The organism is Pseudomonas sp. Pseusp3, assembly GCF_047304225.1.
GTDB classification, from domain to species: domain Bacteria; phylum Pseudomonadota; class Gammaproteobacteria; order Pseudomonadales; family Pseudomonadaceae; genus Aquipseudomonas; species Aquipseudomonas fluorescens_CD.
On sequence record NZ_JBGLYV010000037.1, the window covers coordinates 1 to 17,208 of the forward strand.

The window sequence follows — 17,208 nt, forward strand, 5'->3', positions numbered from 1 at the left end:
TCTGCATTCGCGAGCAAGCCCGCTCCCACAGTGTTCAGCGGCGATCACTAATCTTGTGCACGCCACAAAACCTGTGGGAGCGGGCTTGCTCGCGAATGCAGACGCCGCGGTCTTTCACATTACGACCCACACAGTTTCATTCGCGGCCAGCCCGAAACTGTCCCTGTGTACGCCACCGCTGCGGGCCTAGAATGACGGCTCCTGTATTTTGGCATTGGGGTTCGCATGCACATTTCATCGGGTCGCTGGGTCTACGGTCTGTTCCTGGCCTTGTTGACCGCGTTGTTGTGGGGAATCCTGCCGATCAAGCTCAAGCAGGTATTGCTGGTGATGGACCCGGTGACGGTGACCTGGTTTCGCCTGATGGTGTCCGGCGGCTGTCTGTTCATTTACCTGGCTGCGACGAAACGCCTGCCCAGCCGAAAGGTGCTTGGCCCGCGTGGGGGCTGGCTGGTGCTGATGGCGGTGCTCGGCCTGGTGGGCAATTACGTGTTGTATCTGATGGGGCTCAACCTGCTCAGTGCCGGCACGGCGCAACTGGTGGTGCAGATGGGGCCGATCATGCTGCTGATTGCCAGTGTGTTTGTGTTCAAGGAACGCTTCAGCCTGGGACAGGGGATTGGCCTGCTGGTGCTGCTGATCGGTTTTGCGCTGTTTTTCAACCAGCGCTTGAGCGAACTGCTCACATCGTTGACCGATTACACCGCCGGGGTGCTGCTGGTGTTGCTGGCGTCCACGGTCTGGACCTTCTATGCCCTGGGGCAAAAGCAATTGTTGACGGTGTGGAATTCGCTGCAGGTGATGATGGTGATCTACCTGTTTTGCGCGCTGCTGTTAACGCCGTGGGTGCATCCGCTCGAAGCCTTGCAATTGAACCCGTTGCAGGGTTGGCTGCTGCTGGCGTGCTGCCTCAACACCCTGATTGCCTATGGCGCGTTTGCCGAGGCCCTGGCCCATTGGGAAGCCTCCCGGGTCAGCGCGACGCTGGCCATCACGCCGTTGGTGACCTTTGCGGCGGTTGCCATGGCTGCATGGCTGTGGCCCGACTATGTGCATGCCGAGACGATCAATGGTTTGGGTTACGGCGGCGCGGTGCTGGTGGTGCTGGGATCGGCGCTGGTGGCGTTGGGGCCGTCGCTGATTGCCGGGTTGCGGGCGCGAAAGGCCAAAATGGTCATTGGCTGAGTATTTTCGCCGAACCCTTCGCGAGCAAGCCCGCTCCCACAGGGATCTGATGTGTGACATAGATCCAATGTGGGAGCGGGCTTGCTCGCGAAGACTGACTGTCAGACGCTACAAAACTCAGCCCTTGGCCCCAGCCTCCAGCATGTTCTCCGGCCTTACCCACGCATCGAACTCTTCGTCGGTCAGATACCCGAGCTGCAACGCCGCCTCGCGCAGGGTCAGTCCTTCGCTGTAGGCCTTCTTGGCGATCTCCGCCGATTTGTCATAGCCAATGTGCGGGTTGAGCGCCGTTACCAGCATCAGGCCACGCTCCAGGTGTTCAGCCATTTTTTCCGCATCCGGCTCCAGACCGGCCACGCAATGCTGCTGGAAGTTGCTGCAGCCATCACCCAGCAAACGGATCGATTGCAGCAGGTTATGGATGATCACCGGTTTGAACACGTTCAGCTGCAAGTGGCCCTGACTGGCTGCAAAGCCGATGGCGACGTCGTTGCCCAATACCTGGCAGGCCAGCATCGACAAGGCTTCGCACTGGGTCGGGTTGACCTTGCCCGGCATGATCGAACTGCCCGGTTCATTGGCCGGCAACTTGACTTCGGCGAAGCCGGCACGCGGACCGGAGCCCAGCAGGCGCAGGTCATTGGCAATTTTCATCAGAGTCACGGCGAGGGTTTTCAGCGCGCCGGACAACGTGGTCAAAGGCTCATGACCGGCCAGTGCGGCGAACTTGTTCGGCGCGGTAATAAACGGCAAACCGGAGAGGGCGGCCAGTTCCGCGGCGATGGCTTCACCGAAGCCGTGGGGTGAATTCAGCCCCGTGCCGACCGCCGTTCCGCCCTGGGCCAGCTCGCAGACCGCGGGCAGTGCGCTGCGGATCGCCCGCTCGGCGTAATCGAGTTGCGCGACGAAGGCCGAGATTTCCTGGCCGAAGCTGATCGGTGTCGCATCCATCATGTGGGTGCGGCCGGTCTTGACCAGTTTCATATGGCGGGCGGACAGCTCGGCCAGCCCGCCGGACAGTTCGCTGATCGCCGGCAGCAAGTGCTGTTGCACGGCCTGGGCGGCCGCGATGTGCATGGCGGTGGGGAAACAGTCGTTGGAACTCTGGGAGCGATTGACGTGATCGTTGGGGTGCACCGGGGACTTGCCGCCGCGCGGGTTGCCGGCCAGCTCGTTGGCGCGACCGGCGATCACTTCGTTGACGTTCATGTTGCTCTGGGTGCCGCTGCCGGTTTGCCAGACCACCAGCGGAAACTGGTCGTCGTGGTCGCCGGCGAGCACTTCGTCGGCCGCCTGCTCGATCAGACGGGCGATATCGGCGGGTACGTCGCCGTTACGATCATTGACCCGTGCCGCGGCTTTCTTGATCAGCGCCAGGGCATGCAACACTGCCAGCGGCATGCGTTCGTTGCCAATGGCGAAGTTGACCAGCGAGCGTTGCGTCTGAGCGCCCCAATAGGCTTCATCCGGGACTTCAACCTCGCCGAGGCTGTCGGTTTCGATACGGCTCATCTTGCTCACTCCTGTAGGTCCGATTGCGCAGTTTAGGCCGTGCTCGACGACCGTGGTTCCATCAGTCTGGATTTGACCATTCAACCCCTCTAAATCAAGTGCGACAAGGCTTGGGGTTGAGCGACACACTTTTTTAGGCGCAGAATGGACGCCCTTGGGGTCTTACCTCGCCAGCTAGAATAGGAAACTCGATGACTCGTCTTCGTGCCATCTGTACCGCCGTTGCTTTGGTCTGCGCCAGCGGCCAGGTTCTTGCCGACACCGCCAGCCATAACGCCAGTGCCGAGGCTTTCCTGACCATGGCGCACGCTGACAAACTGGGCACCCCGGTGTACATGCAAGTACAGCAGATGTTTGCCCAGCGTTTCGAACAGACCAAAGCTCCCGAGTCGAAAAAAGCCTTGCTGGAAACCTACCAGGCCAAGGCCAAGGCCGCTCTGGACCAAGCCATTGGCTGGAACAAGCTGAAGCCGGACATGATCAACCTCTACACCACCAACTTCACCGAGTCCGAGCTCAAGGACCTGGTTGCGTTCTACCAGTCGCCACTGGGCAAGAAAGTCCTGGAAAAAATGCCCCAGCTGACCCAGCAATCGGCCCAGATGACCCAGGCCAAGCTGGAAAGCGCGGTGCCTGTGGTCAACAAGCTGCTGGCTGACATGACCGCCGAGCTGACGCCGAAAGATGCGGCCGCTCCAGCCAAGAAAAAGCCTTAAGCGGAGTACGGTATGACCATGCAACAACGCATCGAATCGACGCTGGCCTTGCTTCAGCCGGAGCATCTGCAGGTGCTGGATGAGAGCCACATGCACAGCCGCGGGTTACAGACCCACTTCAAGGCTGTGGTCGTCAGCACACAGTTCGAAGGCCTGAACCGGGTCAAGCGCCACCAGAAAGTCTACGCCACGCTCGGCGAGCTGATGGGCGAGTTCCATGCGTTGGCGCTGCATACCTACACGCCGGAGGAATGGGCCCGGATCGACGCGGCCCCGGCCTCGCCGACCTGTGCCGGCGGCAGCAAGCACTAAGCACCGGTTTTTTGTTAGAATGCCCAACGCGCCGCTAACCCGGCGCGTTTTTTTTCGCATCCGGTTCACCCCTTACGAGGGTAGCCACCTGGAGATTTACCCATGACACAACAGATTGTCGTGGCGGCACTGTATAAGTTCGTCACCCTGGAAGATTACGTCGCCCTGCGCGAGCCACTGCTGCAAGCGATGGTCGACAACGGCATCAAAGGCACGCTGCTGATTGCCGAAGAAGGCATCAACGGCACCGTGTCCGGTAGCCGCGAAGGCATTGACGGGCTGATGGCCTGGCTCAAGAACGACCCGCGCATGGACGACATCGACCACAAAGAGTCGTACTGCGACGAACAGCCGTTCTACCGCACCAAAGTCAAACTCAAGAAAGAAATCGTCACCCTCGGCGTGGAAGGCGTGGACCCGAACAAAAAGGTCGGCACCTACGTTGATCCGCAAGACTGGAACGCGCTGATCAGCGACCCGGAAGTACTGTTGATCGACACGCGTAACGATTACGAAGTCTCGATCGGTACCTTCGAAGGCGCCATCGACCCGAAAACCACCAGTTTTCGCGAATTTCCCGACTACATCAAAGCCAACTTCGACCCGGCCGTGCACAAGAAGGTCGCGATGTTCTGCACCGGTGGCATCCGTTGCGAGAAAGCGTCGAGCTACATGCTCAGCGAGGGTTTTGGTGAGGTCTACCACCTCAAGGGCGGCATCCTGAAGTACCTCGAAGAGGTGCCGCAGGAAGAAACCAAATGGCAAGGCGACTGCTTTGTGTTCGACAACCGCGTGACGGTGCGCCATGACCTGAGCGAAGGCGACTACGATCAATGTCATGCCTGCCGCACGCCGGTCAGCGTGGAAGACCGCGCGTCCGAGCACTACGTGGCCGGCATCAGTTGCCCGCATTGCTGGGATAAGCTGAGCGAGAAGACCCGTCGCAGCGCCATCGACCGGCAGAAACAGATCGAACTGGCCAAGGCTCGCAACCAGCCTCACCCGATCGGCTACAACTATAAGCAAGCATCCTCCGAGGCCTGAACCATGTCTGCGCGCCTGCTCTATGTGATGGACCCGATGTGTTCCTGGTGCTGGGGGTTCGCCCCGGTGGCCAAGGCGCTGGTCGAGCAGGCGCAAGCCGCAGGCGTGGATGTGCACCTGATCGTGGGAGGTTTGCGCACTGGCAGCGGTTCAGCGCTGGAACCGTCTACCCGTCGCTATATCCTTGAACATTGGCAGGCAGTCACCGAGGCCACCGGGCAGCCGTTCAAGCTCGAAGGCGCGTTGCCCGACGGCTTTGTCTATGACACTGAACCTGCCTGCCGGGCATTGGTGACGGCCCGCAGCCTGGCGCCGGATTGCGCGTGGAAACTGCTCGGGCTGATTCAGCACGCGTTTTATGCCCAGGGTCGCGACGTCACGCAGGCCAGCGTGTTGGTTGAGCTGGCGGAGCAGGCCGGTTTGCCACGCATCGAGTTCGCCGGTGCGTTCGACCGGGCCGATATGCACGCAGCCACCGCTGCCGATTTCACCTGGGTCCAGGACCTGGGCATTGCCGGTTTCCCCACCCTGCTGGCTGAGCGTAACGGCCAACTGGCGCTGTTGACCAATGGCTATCAGCCTTTGAGCGAGTTGTCCCCGCTGCTCGGCCGCTGGCTGGAGCGTGCTGCCTGTGCATGACCTGCCCGACGATGTCGCTACCGCTAAACGTGTCGACCGCCTGAGCTGGGCGGAAATCCGCCGCCTGGCCCTGCATCACAAGAAATCCCTGTGGATCGCCAACGGCGTGGCCGTGCTGGCGACCTTGTGCAGCGTGCCGATTCCCTTGCTCCTGCCGTTGCTGGTGGACGAGGTATTGCTGGGGCACGGTGATGCCGCGCTGAAGATCATGAACCACGCGCTGCCCGAAGGCTGGCAGAAAGCCGCGGGCTACATCGGCCTGATGTTGCTGGTGACCTTGACCCTGCGTTGCACGGCGTTGCTGTTCAACGTGGTGCAGGCGAAATTGTTCGCCGGGTTGGCCAAGGACATCGTCTACCGCATTCGCATACGCCTGATCGAACGGCTCAAGCGTATCTCGCTGGGTGAATACGAAAGCCTGGGCAGCGGCACGGTGACCACGCATCTGGTCACCGACCTCGACACGCTGGACAAATTCGTCGGTGAAACCCTCAGCCGTTTCCTCGTGGCCATGCTGACCCTGGTTGGCACTGCCGGCATCCTGATGTGGATGCACTGGAAACTGGCGCTGCTGATTCTGTTGTTCAACCCTTTGGTGATCTACGCCACGGTGCAGTTGGGCAAGCGGGTCAAGCACCTGAAGAAACTCGAGAACGACAGCACTTCGCGCTTTACCCAGGCGCTGACCGAAACGCTGGATGCCATCCAGGAAGTTCGCGCCGGCAACCGTCAGGGGTTTTTCCTCGGGCGCCTGGGCCAGCGTGCCCGGGATGTGCGCGATTATGCGGTGAATTCGCAGTGGAAAACCGACGCATCGAACCGGGCCAGCGGATTGCTGTTCCAGTTCGGCATCGATATTTTCCGGGCTGCGGCGATGCTCACGGTGTTGTTCTCCGACCTGTCCATCGGCCAGATGCTCGCGGTGTTCAGCTACCTGTGGTTCATGATCGGTCCGGTGGAACAACTGCTGAACCTGCAATACGCCTACTACGCTGCCGGCGGTGCACTGTCGCGGATCAACGAACTGCTGTCCCGCGCCGACGAACCCGAGTACCCGGGCGGAGTCGACCCGTTCATCGGTCGCGAAACCGTCGGGATCGAGGTTCAGGGCTTGAGCTTCGGCTACGGTGACGAACTGGTGCTGAGCCAGATGAGTCTTTCCATCGCTCCCGGCGAAAAAGTCGCGATCGTCGGCGCCAGCGGCGGCGGCAAGAGCACTCTGGTGCAACTGCTGCTGGGCTTGTACACGCCCTTGGCCGGGACCATTCGTTTTGGTGGTTCGACCCAGCAAGAGATCGGCCTGGAAACCGTGCGGGAAAATGTCGCTGTGGTCCTGCAACACCCGGCGCTGTTCAACGACACCATCCGGGCCAACCTGACCATGGGTCGTGAACGCAGTGACGAGGCCTGCTGGCAGGCACTGGAAATCGCCCAACTGCACAACACGGTCCGGGATTTGCCCAATGGCCTGGACAGCATCGTCGGGCGCTCCGGCGTGCGTTTATCTGGCGGGCAGCGCCAGCGCTTGGCCATTGCACGGATGGTGCTGGCCGAACCGAAAGTGGTGATCCTCGACGAAGCGACTTCGGCGCTGGATGCCGCCACCGAGTACAACCTGCACCAGGCACTGGCGCGGTTCCTGAGCAACCGCACCACGTTGATCATTGCTCACCGTCTTTCGGCGGTAAAACAGGCCGACCGGGTGCTGGTGTTCGATGGCGGGCAGATCGCAGAGGATGGCGATCATCAGCAACTGATTGCCGACGGTGGACTGTACGCCAAGCTTTATGGTCATTTGCAGCGGTTGTAGCGAGACGACATCAAGGTTGCAGGGCGCCACTTCAAAACTAAAAAAACATCATCGCGACCGAACTCGATGGCCGCGATACTCCCTCCCGGCATAGCTTATCGCTTGCCGGGACCGGAATCGCAACCTAGTCTAGCTAAAGCGATTTCGTCCGGAAGACGAGCTAGCGGTGCTAAATCAAGGGACCTCATGAATCAAACGCGGACTCTCGGAACGCCACGGTTGTTGGGCATCGTCTGGCCATTTATCGCCGTTGTGTTGTTTCAAGCCTTGTTGGGCGGCGTTAGCCTTTATGTGCTGTCGGCGGTTCGCGGCTATGTTGCCGGCGAAAGCCTCTGGTCCAAGGGCCAGAAAGACGCCATCTATTACCTCAATCTCTACGCCGACAGTGGCGACGAAGCGATTTTTCATAAATACCAGAACGCCATTTCCGTGCCTCAGGGCGGGCATGAGTTGCGTGTGGCGCTGGATAGTCAGCCGCCGGACATCGAGGCCGCACGTGTGGCGATTCTCAAGGGCGGCAATCATCCTGACGATGTCGCCAGCCTGATTTGGCTGTACCTCAACTTTCGTCACTTCAGTTACCTCGAAAAAGCCATCGACCTCTGGACCGTGGGTGATGCCTATCTGGTCCAACTCGATGGCGTTGCGCGGGACATGCATCAGCACATCACCTCCAGCCCGGCCTCCGGTGCGGATGTGCAGCGCTGGAAGGAGCAGATTTTCGCCATCAACGACGGCGTGACGCCGGCGGCGAAGGCATTCAGCGATGCCCTGGGTGAAGGCTCGCGGATGATTCTGCGTCTGTTGTTGGTGACGAATCTGGCCACCGCCCTGGGCCTGATTGCATTGGCCTTGATGCGCACTCGTAAGCTGCTCAAGCAGCGTCATGCCTTCGCCGATGCACTGCAACTGGAGAAGGAGCGGGCGCAGATCACCCTGCAATCAATTGGCGACGGCGTGATCACCACGGACGTTTCCGGTGCTATTGCCTACATGAATCCGGCGGCCGAGGCGTTGACCCACTGGAAGGCCGAGCAGGCGACAGGATTGCCGCTGGCGGCGCTGTTCAACCTGCTGGATGAAAATGCGCAGACCGATGGTTTCACCCTGATCGAGCATATTCTCAGCGGCCAGCTAAGTGGCGGCAGTGAGCACTCAAGGCTGATTCAGCGCCTGGACGGCAGCACGGTGTCGGTCACATTGGTGGGTGCGCCAATCCGCAATGCTGGCAAAGTCAGCGGGACGGTGCTGGTGCTGCATGACATGACCCAGGAGCGGCAATACATCGCCAATCTGTCGTGGCAGGCGACCCACGATGCCTTGACCGGGCTCGCCAACCGCCGCGAGTTCGAATATCGCCTGGAGCAGGCGCTGCACAACCTGACCCGCTACCCGGGGCGACATGCCCTGATGTTCCTCGATCTGGATCAATTCAAACTGGTCAACGATACCTGCGGTCACGCGGCGGGCGATGAATTGTTGCGGCATATCTGTGCCTTGTTGCAATCGGGGCTGCGCGAAGGCGATACCCTGGCGCGCCTTGGCGGCGACGAGTTCGGCATCCTGCTGGAGAACTGCGCACCGGAAGCAGCGGAGAAAATTGCCGAGAGCCTGCGCCAGACTGTGCAGAATCTGCATTTTGTCTGGAAGGGCCGGCCTTTCGTCACCACTGTCAGTATCGGGCTGGTCCATGTCGCGCAGAATCCGACGACGCTCGAAGCCTCGCTGCGTGCTGCCGACATGGCGTGCTACATGGCCAAGGAAAAGGGCCGGAACCGGGTCCAGGTCTATCATCCGGATGACTCGGAGTTGTCCCTGCGCTTCGGCGAAATGGCCTGGGTGCAGCGTTTGCACATGGCGCTGGAGGAGGACCGCTTTTGCCTGTACGCCCAGGAAATTGCCCCCTTGGGCCATATCGGTCAGGACGGCGGGCACATTGAAATTCTGCTGCGATTGCACGATGAAGCCGGGCGGATGATCTTGCCCGACAGTTTCATACCGGCTGCCGAGCGTTATGGCTTGATGATCTCGCTTGATCGTTGGGTTGTGCAGAACGTGTTCAAGATCATTGCCCAATGCCGGACCGGGCAAGACCATGGACCGTTGGCCATGTGTGCGATCAATCTGTCAGGCACGACGATCGGGGATGAGGCGTTCCTGGATTTCCTGCGCCAACAGTTTGTGACGTATTCGATTCCGCCTGAAATGATTTGTTTTGAAATTACCGAGACCAGTGCTATTTCAAATCTTGGCAGCGCCATCCGATTCATTAATGAACTCAAAGGCTTAGGATGCCATTTTTCACTGGATGATTTTTGTGCCGGAATGTCCTCATTCGCGTATCTGAAACATTTGCCTGTAGACTTCCTGAAGATCGACGGGAGTTTCGTAAAGGATATGCTGGACGACCCGATTAACCGAGCCATGGTCGAAGTGATCAACCATATCGGTCATGTCATGGGTAAGCGCACGATTGCCGAGTTTGTCGAATCGCCCCAGATCGAGCAGGCATTGCTTGAGATCGGGGTGGATTACGCTCAAGGGTATGTGATTGAACGCCCGCATCTGTTTACCAGCGATAGCTTGCTGAGTCGTCCCGCCAGGCCCCAACCGATATTGTTCAAGGCGCCTGGCACGTTCCGTTGAAACTCCTGCCGGTCTTACAATCACAATCAAAAGGAGCTCGACAGTGATCGACACATTCAACCGAACCGGACCGCTCATGGAAGCTGCAAGTTATCCTGCCTGGGCCCAGCGCCTGATCCAGGATTGCAGCGAGAGCAAGCGCCGGGTTGTCGAACACGAACTGTACCAACGCATGCGAGACAACAGACTCAGTGCGAAGACCATGCGCCAGTACCTGATCGGTGGCTGGCCGGTGGTCGAACAGTTCGCGTTGTATATGGCACAAAACCTGACCAAGACCCGCTTTGCCCGTCATCCCGGCGAAGATATGGCCCGCCGCTGGCTGATGCGTAATATCCGCGTCGAATTGAACCACGCCGATTACTGGGTGCACTGGAGTCGCGCGCACGGTGTCAGCCTGGAAGACCTGCAGGCACAGCAGGTTGCGCCGGAGCTTCACGCCTTGAGCCATTGGTGTTGGCACACCAGTTCAGCCGACTCGCTGATCGTGGCGATTGCCGCCACCAACTACGCCATCGAAGGGGCGACCGGGGAATGGTCGGCGATCGTTTGTTCCAACGGTATCTACGCCGCCTCGTTCCCCGAGGAAGATCGCAAGCGGGCGATGAAGTGGCTGAAGATGCACGCCCAGTACGACGATGCCCATCCATGGGAAGCCCTGGAAGTCATTTGCACATTGGCGGGCACCAACCCGAGCAAATCCCTGCAGATGGAGTTACGCCAGGCTGTTTGCAAGAGCTACGACTACATGTACCTGTTTCTTGAGCGTTGCATGCAATTGGAGCACGCAGAGAGAGCGCCGGTCGTTCGTGAACGGATGGCACTGGTTGAGAGCTGATTCAACGTCTGCTTGAAAACTGTGGGAGCGGGCTTGCTCGCGAAAGCGGAATATCAGTGACATCCATGCCACCTGATACACCGCCTTCGCGAGCAAGCCCGCTCCCACATTGTCTTGTGTCGTGGCGAATGGCTCAGCCCGCCATCTCCAGCCGGTTACGACCTTCGCGCTTGGCCACATACAGCGCGCTGTCTGCCCGTCGCAACAGGCTTTCGGCAGACTCGCCGGGCAACAGGGTCGAACAGCCGAGGCTGACCGTCAGCAAGATCGTATGAGCATCGGCCAGGTATTCTTCAGACTGCACTGCAAACCGCAGCCGTTCACCGACCATGGCCGCGGCCTCGCGGCTGGTGTTCGACAGCAGGATCAGGAACTCTTCACCGCCATAGCGGAACACCATGTCCACGTTGCGCAACTGATGTTTGATCGAGGCAGCGACCGCCTTGAGCACGTGATCGCCAGTGCTGTGGCCATGGATGTCATTGACTTGCTTGAAATGATCGATGTCCAGCATCAGCACCGACAACGGTTGCAGATGGCGCCGGGACAGCTCGATTTCCCTTTGCAGCGTCTGGTCCATGGCGATGCGGTTACCGGTGCCCGTCAATGGGTCGCGCAGTGCGCTTTGGGTGGCGGTACGGTAAAGCAGCGCGTTGCGCATCGGGAAAAGCAGCGCGGCCAGCAGTGATTCGAGATGACCCTGTTCCTGTTCGCTGAAACGCTGATTGCGGCGAAAAACCAGCTCGCCCAAGTGCTCGCCTTCGTGACTGAGGCTGTAACTGATGGAATGGTGGCCGCGCTGGCCAAACTCCAGGCGCAGGTCGCTGCTCTTGTGTTGGTAGATCAAGGCGTCCAGCGGCACCAATCGTTGAATCTCGCGATAGAACGTTCCGAGAATGCGTTGCGGCTCCAGACTGGTTTGCAGCTGCAGGCTCAGTTGCTGGCGCATTTGCGCAAGGCTGACAGGCCTTTCCAGAATAGGCGGCTGCTGACCAAAGCCCAGGCGCTGCAATTTGGCGCTATCGAAGTCAATTGCGTTGGTCTGGGAGGGTGGTTTCATAAGGCGTGCGCCCCTAAGCAGTAAGGCTGTCTTACAAGCAGGGTGAGAGCGGCTTAGGGCTGCGCGTCGTACTGGTCCGTCAGTCCCGTAGGACATTTCGTACAAGTTTAATCCGCTTTGTGGAAGATGAGTAACGTCTGCACTCAAGCTTCACCCCCTCGTCTGCTTTCACGTTGCGTGTTTGAGCAAACTTAGAGCGAAAGTCGTGCCATTCGGTTCATCTGGATAAAATACGTATTAAATCAATCGGTTGTTGTTTGACTTTGGCCTGTAAGGCGATACGTGTGACGTTTGATTGACAGGTGCCTGGCCTGAATTGGAGGGGCTTCAAGTGCCGCGGCGGGAAGCCGGCGCGGCAACAAAAAAGCGACGTGCGGTCGTTACTGGGCGTCGAACGCCTGGCCATTGATGCCGGTGCTGTCCGGGCCCATCAGGTAAAGGTAGACCGGCATGATCTCCTCGGGCGTCGGGTTGTTCAGTGGGTTTTCGCCCGGGTAGGCCTGGGCGCGCATACTGGTGCGGGTAGCGCCCGGGTTGATGCTGTTGGAACGTACCGGGGCCACGGTGTCGACTTCGTCAGCCAGGGTTTGCATCAGGCCTTCGGTGGCGAATTTGGAGACGCCGTAAGCGCCCCAATACGCACGTCCCTTGCGGCCGACGCTGCTGGAAGTGAACACCACCGAGGCATCCTGCGACAGCTTGAGCAGCGGCAGCAGCGTGCTGGTGAGCATGAACATGGCATTGACATTGACTTGCATGACGCGCATGAAGTTTTCGCCGGACAACTGTTCGATCGGCGTGCGCGGGCCAATGATCGAAGCGTTGTGCAACAAGCCGTCGAGATGACCGAATTCGGTTTCGATCATCGCAGCCAGCTCATCGTATTGATGGGGCAGGGCGGTTTCCAGGTTGAACGGGATTACCGCCGGTTGTGGATGGCCGGCGGCTTCGATTTCGTCGTAGACCTGGGACAGGTTGGCTTCTGTCTTGCCCAGCAGCAGCACGGTTGCGCCGTGGGCTGCGTAGGTTTTTGCTGCGGCGGCACCGATGCCGCGACCGGCGCCGGTGACGAGGATGACCCGATCCTTGAGCAGTTCAGGGCGGGCGGAATAATCGAACATAAAAAACCTCAACAAATCAGGGTTCAGGCGACCGTTGCACGATCACTGTAGGAGCGAGCTTGCTCGCGATGGTCGTTAACGCTTACGCGAAAAGCCTGACTGCCTGCGGCGTTCTCAGGTGTTTCGCGAGCAAGCTCGCTCCTACAGAGGTCAACGACAGACTCAGCAACTACAGAGGGCGCTATCCAAAACCTTGCGCAACTCCAGAGGATGATCGACCACTACGTCCGCCCCCCAATTTCGCGGGTTGTCATCCGGGTGGATGTAGCCGAAGGTCACGGCGGCAGTCCTGGTTCCGGCATCACGGCCGGACTCGATGTCGCGCAGGTCATCGCCGACGAACAACACGCTGGCCGGGTCCAGGTCGAGCATCTTGCACGCGAGGATCAGTGGCTCTGGATCGGGTTTGCTGTTCTTCACGTGATCCGGGCAGATCAGCAGCGCCGAACGCTCGGCCAGCCCCAGTTGCTGCATGATCGGCTCGGCAAACCGCAGTGGCTTGTTGGTGACCACGCCCCAGATCAGGTTGGCTTTCTCGATATCGGCGAGCAATTCAGCCATGCCGTCGAACAGCTTGCTGTGAACGGCACAACCCACGAGGTAGCGCTCCAGGAACTCCTGGCGCAATTCCTCGAAGCCCGGCGATTCCGGGTCCATGGCGAAGGTCACGGCGACCATTGCCCGGGCGCCGCCGGAAATCTCGTCGCGGATGTGCTTGTCGTTCATCGGTGGCAATCCGCGGTCGGCACGCATCGCCTGGCAGATCGCAATGAAGTCCGGCGCGGTGTCGAGCAGGGTGCCGTCCATGTCGAAAAGAACTGCTCTGATTGGCATCGGCTTACTCCTCGCGCAGGGTCTGGATCATGTAATTGACGTCCACGTCTGAGGCCAGCTTGTAGTGCTTGGTCAGCGGGTTGTAGGTCAGGCCGATGATGTCCTTGACGGTCAGGCCGGCCATGCGGCTCCAGGCACCGAGCTCGGAAGGGCGGATGAATTTCTTGAAGTCGTGGGTGCCGCGCGGCAGCAACTTCATGATGTATTCGGCGCCGACGATGGCGAACAGGTACGCCTTCGGGTTGCGGTTGATGGTCGAGAAGAACACCTGGCCGCCGGGCTTGACCATGCGGAAGCAGGCGCGGATGACCGACGACGGATCCGGCACGTGCTCGAGCATTTCCAGGCAGGTGACCACGTCGAACTGCTCGGGCATTTCCTCGGCCAGGGCTTCGGCGGTGATCTGCCGGTATTCGACGTTGACGCCCGACTCCAGTTGATGCAACTGGGCAACCGCCAACGGCGCTTCACCCATATCGATACCCATGACGGTCGCGCCGCGCTGGGCCATGGCTTCGCTGAGGATGCCGCCGCCGCAACCGACGTCGAGGACCTTTTTACCGGCCAGATTGACCCGCTCGTCAATCCAGTTGACTCGCAGCGGGTTGATGTCGTGCAGCGGTTTGAATTCGCTTTCGCGGTCCCACCAGCGATGGGCCAGGGCTTCGAATTTGGCGATTTCGGCGTAGTCGACGTTGCTCATGGTTTAAGTCCTCTAAAACTTGAAAATTCCTGTTGCCCCGGATTGTGCTCCAGGGTGCTTACGATTCGGTACGGCCGCTGATGCGCTTGCCCCAATTCTTCGCAGCAGCGCCTAGCTGTTGTTCATCGAGGCGTGTCAGGCGACGGTCATCGAGCAACTGCTTGCCGGCAACCCAAAGGTGTTTCACGCAGTCGCGGCCGGTGGCGTATATAAGCTGCGAAACCGGGTCGTAGACCGGTTGCTGGGCCAGGCCGGAAAGGTCGAAAGCCACCATGTCCGCCGCCTTGCCGATTTCCAGTGAGCCGACGTCGGCCTCGATACCCAGTGCCCGGGCGCCGTTGAGAGTGGCCATGCGCAAGGCACGATGGGCATCCAGCGCGGTAGCCGAGCCGGCGACAGCCTTGGCCAGCAAGGCCGCGGTGCGGGTTTCGCCGAGCAGGTCCAGGTCATTGTTGCTCGCCGCGCCATCGGTGCCGACTGCGACATTCACCCCGGCCTGCCACAAACGCTCGACCGGGCAGAACCCGCTGGCCAGCTTCAGGTTCGACTCCGGGCAATGAATCACATTGCTGTTGCTTTCTACCAGCAGCGCCAGGTCTTCATCGCTGATCTGGGTCATGTGAACCGCCTGGAAGCGCGGCCCCAACAAGCCCAGGCGCGCCAGGCGGGCCAGTGGGCGTTCACCGCGCTGCTCGACCGATTGCTGCACTTCGAAAGCGGTTTCATGCACGTGCATGTGGATCGAGGCGTCCAGTTCTTCGGCGATCACCCGGATTTTTTCCAGGTTTTCGTCGCCTACGGTGTAGGGTGCATGGGGACCGAAGGTGATTTTGATGCGCTCGTGGTGCTTGAGATCGCCAAACAGTTCGACGCCCTGACGAATGGCTTCATCCGCGGTAGCGGCGCCCGGAATGGGGAAGTCGAGGATCGGAATCGCGATCTGCGCGCGAATGCCGCTGTTGTGCACGCGCTCGCTGGCAACCTTCGGGAAGAAATACATGTCAGAGAAACAGGTGATGCCGCCTTTGATCTGTTCGGCGATGGCCAGGTCGGTGCCGTCGCGTACGAATGATTCATCGACCCACTTGGCTTCGGCTGGCCAGATGTGATTTTCCAGCCAGGTCATCAATGGCAGGTCATCGGCCAGGCCACGGAACAGCGTCATCGCCGCGTGCCCGTGGGCATTGATCAGGCCGGGGCTGAGCAACATGTCGGGCAATTCGCGGGTTTCGCTTGAGTTAAGCTTCAGAGCGGCGGAACGTGGGCCGATAAACACGATGCGTCCATCACGGATGCCCACGCCATGTTCTTTGAGGACAACACCAGCGGGTTCGACGGGTACCAGCCAGGTCGGCAGCAATAACAGGTCGAGCGCAGCGGCAGTGTTCGGCATCGAGGGTCGGTTCCAGTGCTTTTGTAAAGGATGGCGAAGTATACCCGAGCGTCTTCGCGGGGGGATCGCTATAATCGGCGGCTTTTGTTCATGAGTGCGGGGTGAGGGATGCGCGATCGACTGTTGGCTGCGGAAAAGGTAAAGGCCATCGATTGGCGTGATGGCGCTCTCCATCTGCTGGATCAGCGTATTTTGCCGTTCGAGGAAACCTGGATCGCCTACACCAGCGCAGCCGGTGTGGCCGAAGCCATTCGCTCGATGGTGGTGCGTGGCGCACCGGCCATCGGCATCAGTGCCGCCTATGGCATCGTGCTCGCGGCCCGTGCCCGGATTGCCGAAGGTGGCGACTGGTACGCCGCGCTGGAAGAGGATTTTGCGCTGCTGGCCGATTCCCGTCCCACTGCGGTCAATCTGTTTTGGGCGCTGGGGCGCATGCATGATCGGCTCGATCGCCTGAAAGACAATGCCGATCCGCTTGAGGTGCTGGAGGCCGAGGCCATCGCCATTCACGAAAGTGATCGCGAAGCCAATCTGACCATGGCGCAACTGGGTGTCGACCTGATCCGCAAGCATCAGGGCAACGCGCAGGCGATCCTGACCCACTGCAACACGGGTGCGCTGGCCACGGGCGGCTTTGGCACGGCGCTGGGGGTGATTCGTGGTGCATTCATCGAGGGCATGGTCGAGCAGGTCTATGTCGACGAAACCCGCCCATGGCTGCAGGGTTCGCGGCTGACCGCGTGGGAACTGGCCAATGAAGGCATTCCCGTGACCCTCAATGTCGATTCCGCCGCGGCGCATATCATGAAGACCAAGGGCCCTACCTGGGTCATCGTCGGCGCTGACCGGATCACTGCCAATGGCGACGTGGCCAACAAGATCGGTACCTATCAACTGGCCGTCAACGCCATGCACCACGGCGTGCGCTTCATGGTGGTGGCGCCGAGTTCGACCATCGACATGAACCTGGCCAGCGGCGATGACATTCCGATTGAGGAGCGTGATGGTCGCGAGTTGCTGGAGGTCGGTGGCAAGCGGGTGGGCGCGGATGTCGAAGCATTCAATCCGGTGTTCGATGTGACGCCGGCGGACCTGATCGATGCGATCGTCACTGAAAAAGGCATCGTCGAGCGTCCGGATACGGCGAAGATGGCTCAGTTGATGTGCCGCAAGCGCCTGCATTAAGGCTCTTTGGCGACAGATAAATTGTATTCGCGAGCAAGCCCGCTCCCACATTGGACCAAGTCGGTCGCAAAATTTGTATGCGACGCCGATCCGGTGTGGGAGCGGGCTTGCTCGCGAAGAGGTCCGCAAAGTCAACAAATCAGCCAGAATCGAGCCTGAAATCTGCATTCATCAAGCCTCTAAGCCCCTCTCGTCCTCTTCAAGCCTGTC

15 protein-coding genes are annotated in these 17,208 nt (G+C 59.9%); 9 read left to right on the forward strand and 6 right to left on the reverse strand.

Annotation, left to right across the window (positions count from 1 at the left end; genetic code table 11):
* Nucleotides 1-225 precede the first annotated feature (225 nt).
* Nucleotides 226-1,185 carry a DMT family transporter gene (locus ACCD00_RS14650; RefSeq protein ID WP_413425531.1) on the forward strand — a complete coding sequence of 320 codons (960 nt, stop codon included), beginning with the start codon at nt 226-228 and terminating at the stop codon, nt 1,183-1,185.
* Between the two features lie 117 nt (nt 1,186-1,302).
* Here ACCD00_RS14650 and ACCD00_RS14655 read toward each other — a convergent pair whose 3' ends face one another.
* Nucleotides 1,303-2,697, reverse strand: coding sequence for a class II fumarate hydratase (locus ACCD00_RS14655; RefSeq protein WP_413425533.1), 1,395 nt, complete (start codon nt 2,695-2,697; stop codon nt 1,303-1,305).
* A gap of 191 nt (nt 2,698-2,888) precedes the next feature.
* Here ACCD00_RS14655 and ACCD00_RS14660 point away from each other — a divergent pair, with 191 nt between their 5' ends.
* The 7 genes from ACCD00_RS14660 to ACCD00_RS14690 all read left to right on the forward strand — a co-directional run bounded on the left by ACCD00_RS14660 (nt 2,889) and on the right by ACCD00_RS14690 (nt 10,702).
* Nucleotides 2,889-3,413, forward strand: coding sequence for a DUF2059 domain-containing protein (locus ACCD00_RS14660; protein ID WP_057400307.1), 525 nt, complete (start codon nt 2,889-2,891; stop codon nt 3,411-3,413).
* A 12-nt stretch (nt 3,414-3,425) separates the two neighbouring features.
* Nucleotides 3,426-3,725, forward strand: a complete 300-nt coding sequence (locus ACCD00_RS14665; RefSeq protein WP_413425535.1) for a BolA family protein — start codon at nt 3,426-3,428, stop codon at nt 3,723-3,725.
* Between the two features lie 102 nt (nt 3,726-3,827).
* The gene (locus ACCD00_RS14670; RefSeq protein WP_057400305.1) at nt 3,828-4,769 is read left to right on the forward strand and encodes a rhodanese-related sulfurtransferase; all 942 of its coding nucleotides are present in this window, start codon (nt 3,828-3,830) and stop codon (nt 4,767-4,769) included.
* Between the two features lie 36 nt (nt 4,770-4,805).
* Entirely contained in the window at nt 4,806-5,408 is a 603-nt protein-coding gene (locus ACCD00_RS14675; protein WP_413425593.1) for a DsbA family protein, read from the forward strand.
* On the forward strand, nt 5,401-7,218 hold the full coding sequence (locus ACCD00_RS14680) for an ABC transporter ATP-binding protein (RefSeq protein ID WP_413425538.1): 1,818 nt from the start codon (nt 5,401-5,403) through the stop codon (nt 7,216-7,218). Before ACCD00_RS14675 ends, ACCD00_RS14680 begins: the two co-directional genes overlap by 8 nt.
* Nucleotides 7,219-7,404: 186 nt before the next feature.
* Entirely contained in the window at nt 7,405-9,864 is a 2,460-nt protein-coding gene (locus tag ACCD00_RS14685) for an EAL domain-containing protein (protein ID WP_413425540.1), read from the forward strand.
* A gap of 76 nt (nt 9,865-9,940) precedes the next feature.
* On the forward strand, nt 9,941-10,702 hold the full coding sequence (locus tag ACCD00_RS14690; RefSeq protein WP_413425542.1) for a TenA family transcriptional regulator: 762 nt from the start codon (nt 9,941-9,943) through the stop codon (nt 10,700-10,702).
* Between the two features lie 133 nt (nt 10,703-10,835).
* On the opposite strand, the gene ACCD00_RS14695 is transcribed toward ACCD00_RS14690, so the two are convergent.
* The 5 genes from ACCD00_RS14695 to ACCD00_RS14715 form a co-directional block, all read right to left on the reverse strand.
* Nucleotides 10,836-11,762, reverse strand: a complete 927-nt coding sequence (locus ACCD00_RS14695) for a GGDEF domain-containing protein (protein ID WP_413425544.1) — start codon at nt 11,760-11,762, stop codon at nt 10,836-10,838.
* Nucleotides 11,763-12,142: 380 nt separating this feature from the next.
* Entirely contained in the window at nt 12,143-12,883 is a 741-nt protein-coding gene (locus ACCD00_RS14700) for a YciK family oxidoreductase (RefSeq protein ID WP_160385982.1), read from the reverse strand.
* A gap of 162 nt (nt 12,884-13,045) precedes the next feature.
* Complete coding sequence (gene mupP / locus ACCD00_RS14705; RefSeq protein WP_413425546.1) at nt 13,046-13,717, reverse strand: N-acetylmuramic acid 6-phosphate phosphatase MupP; 672 nt, start codon at nt 13,715-13,717, stop codon at nt 13,046-13,048.
* A gap of 4 nt (nt 13,718-13,721) precedes the next feature.
* Entirely contained in the window at nt 13,722-14,420 is a 699-nt protein-coding gene (gene ubiG / locus ACCD00_RS14710; protein ID WP_008017781.1) for a bifunctional 2-polyprenyl-6-hydroxyphenol methylase/3-demethylubiquinol 3-O-methyltransferase UbiG, read from the reverse strand.
* Between the two features lie 58 nt (nt 14,421-14,478).
* A complete protein-coding gene (locus ACCD00_RS14715; RefSeq protein WP_413425549.1) occupies nt 14,479-15,813 on the reverse strand; it encodes a TRZ/ATZ family hydrolase in 1,335 nt (444 codons plus the stop codon).
* Nucleotides 15,814-15,921: 108 nt separating this feature from the next.
* Here ACCD00_RS14715 and mtnA point away from each other — a divergent pair, with 108 nt between their 5' ends.
* A complete protein-coding gene (gene mtnA / locus ACCD00_RS14720; RefSeq protein ID WP_413425551.1) occupies nt 15,922-16,998 on the forward strand; it encodes an S-methyl-5-thioribose-1-phosphate isomerase in 1,077 nt (358 codons plus the stop codon).
* Nucleotides 16,999-17,208: the final 210 nt, after the last annotated feature.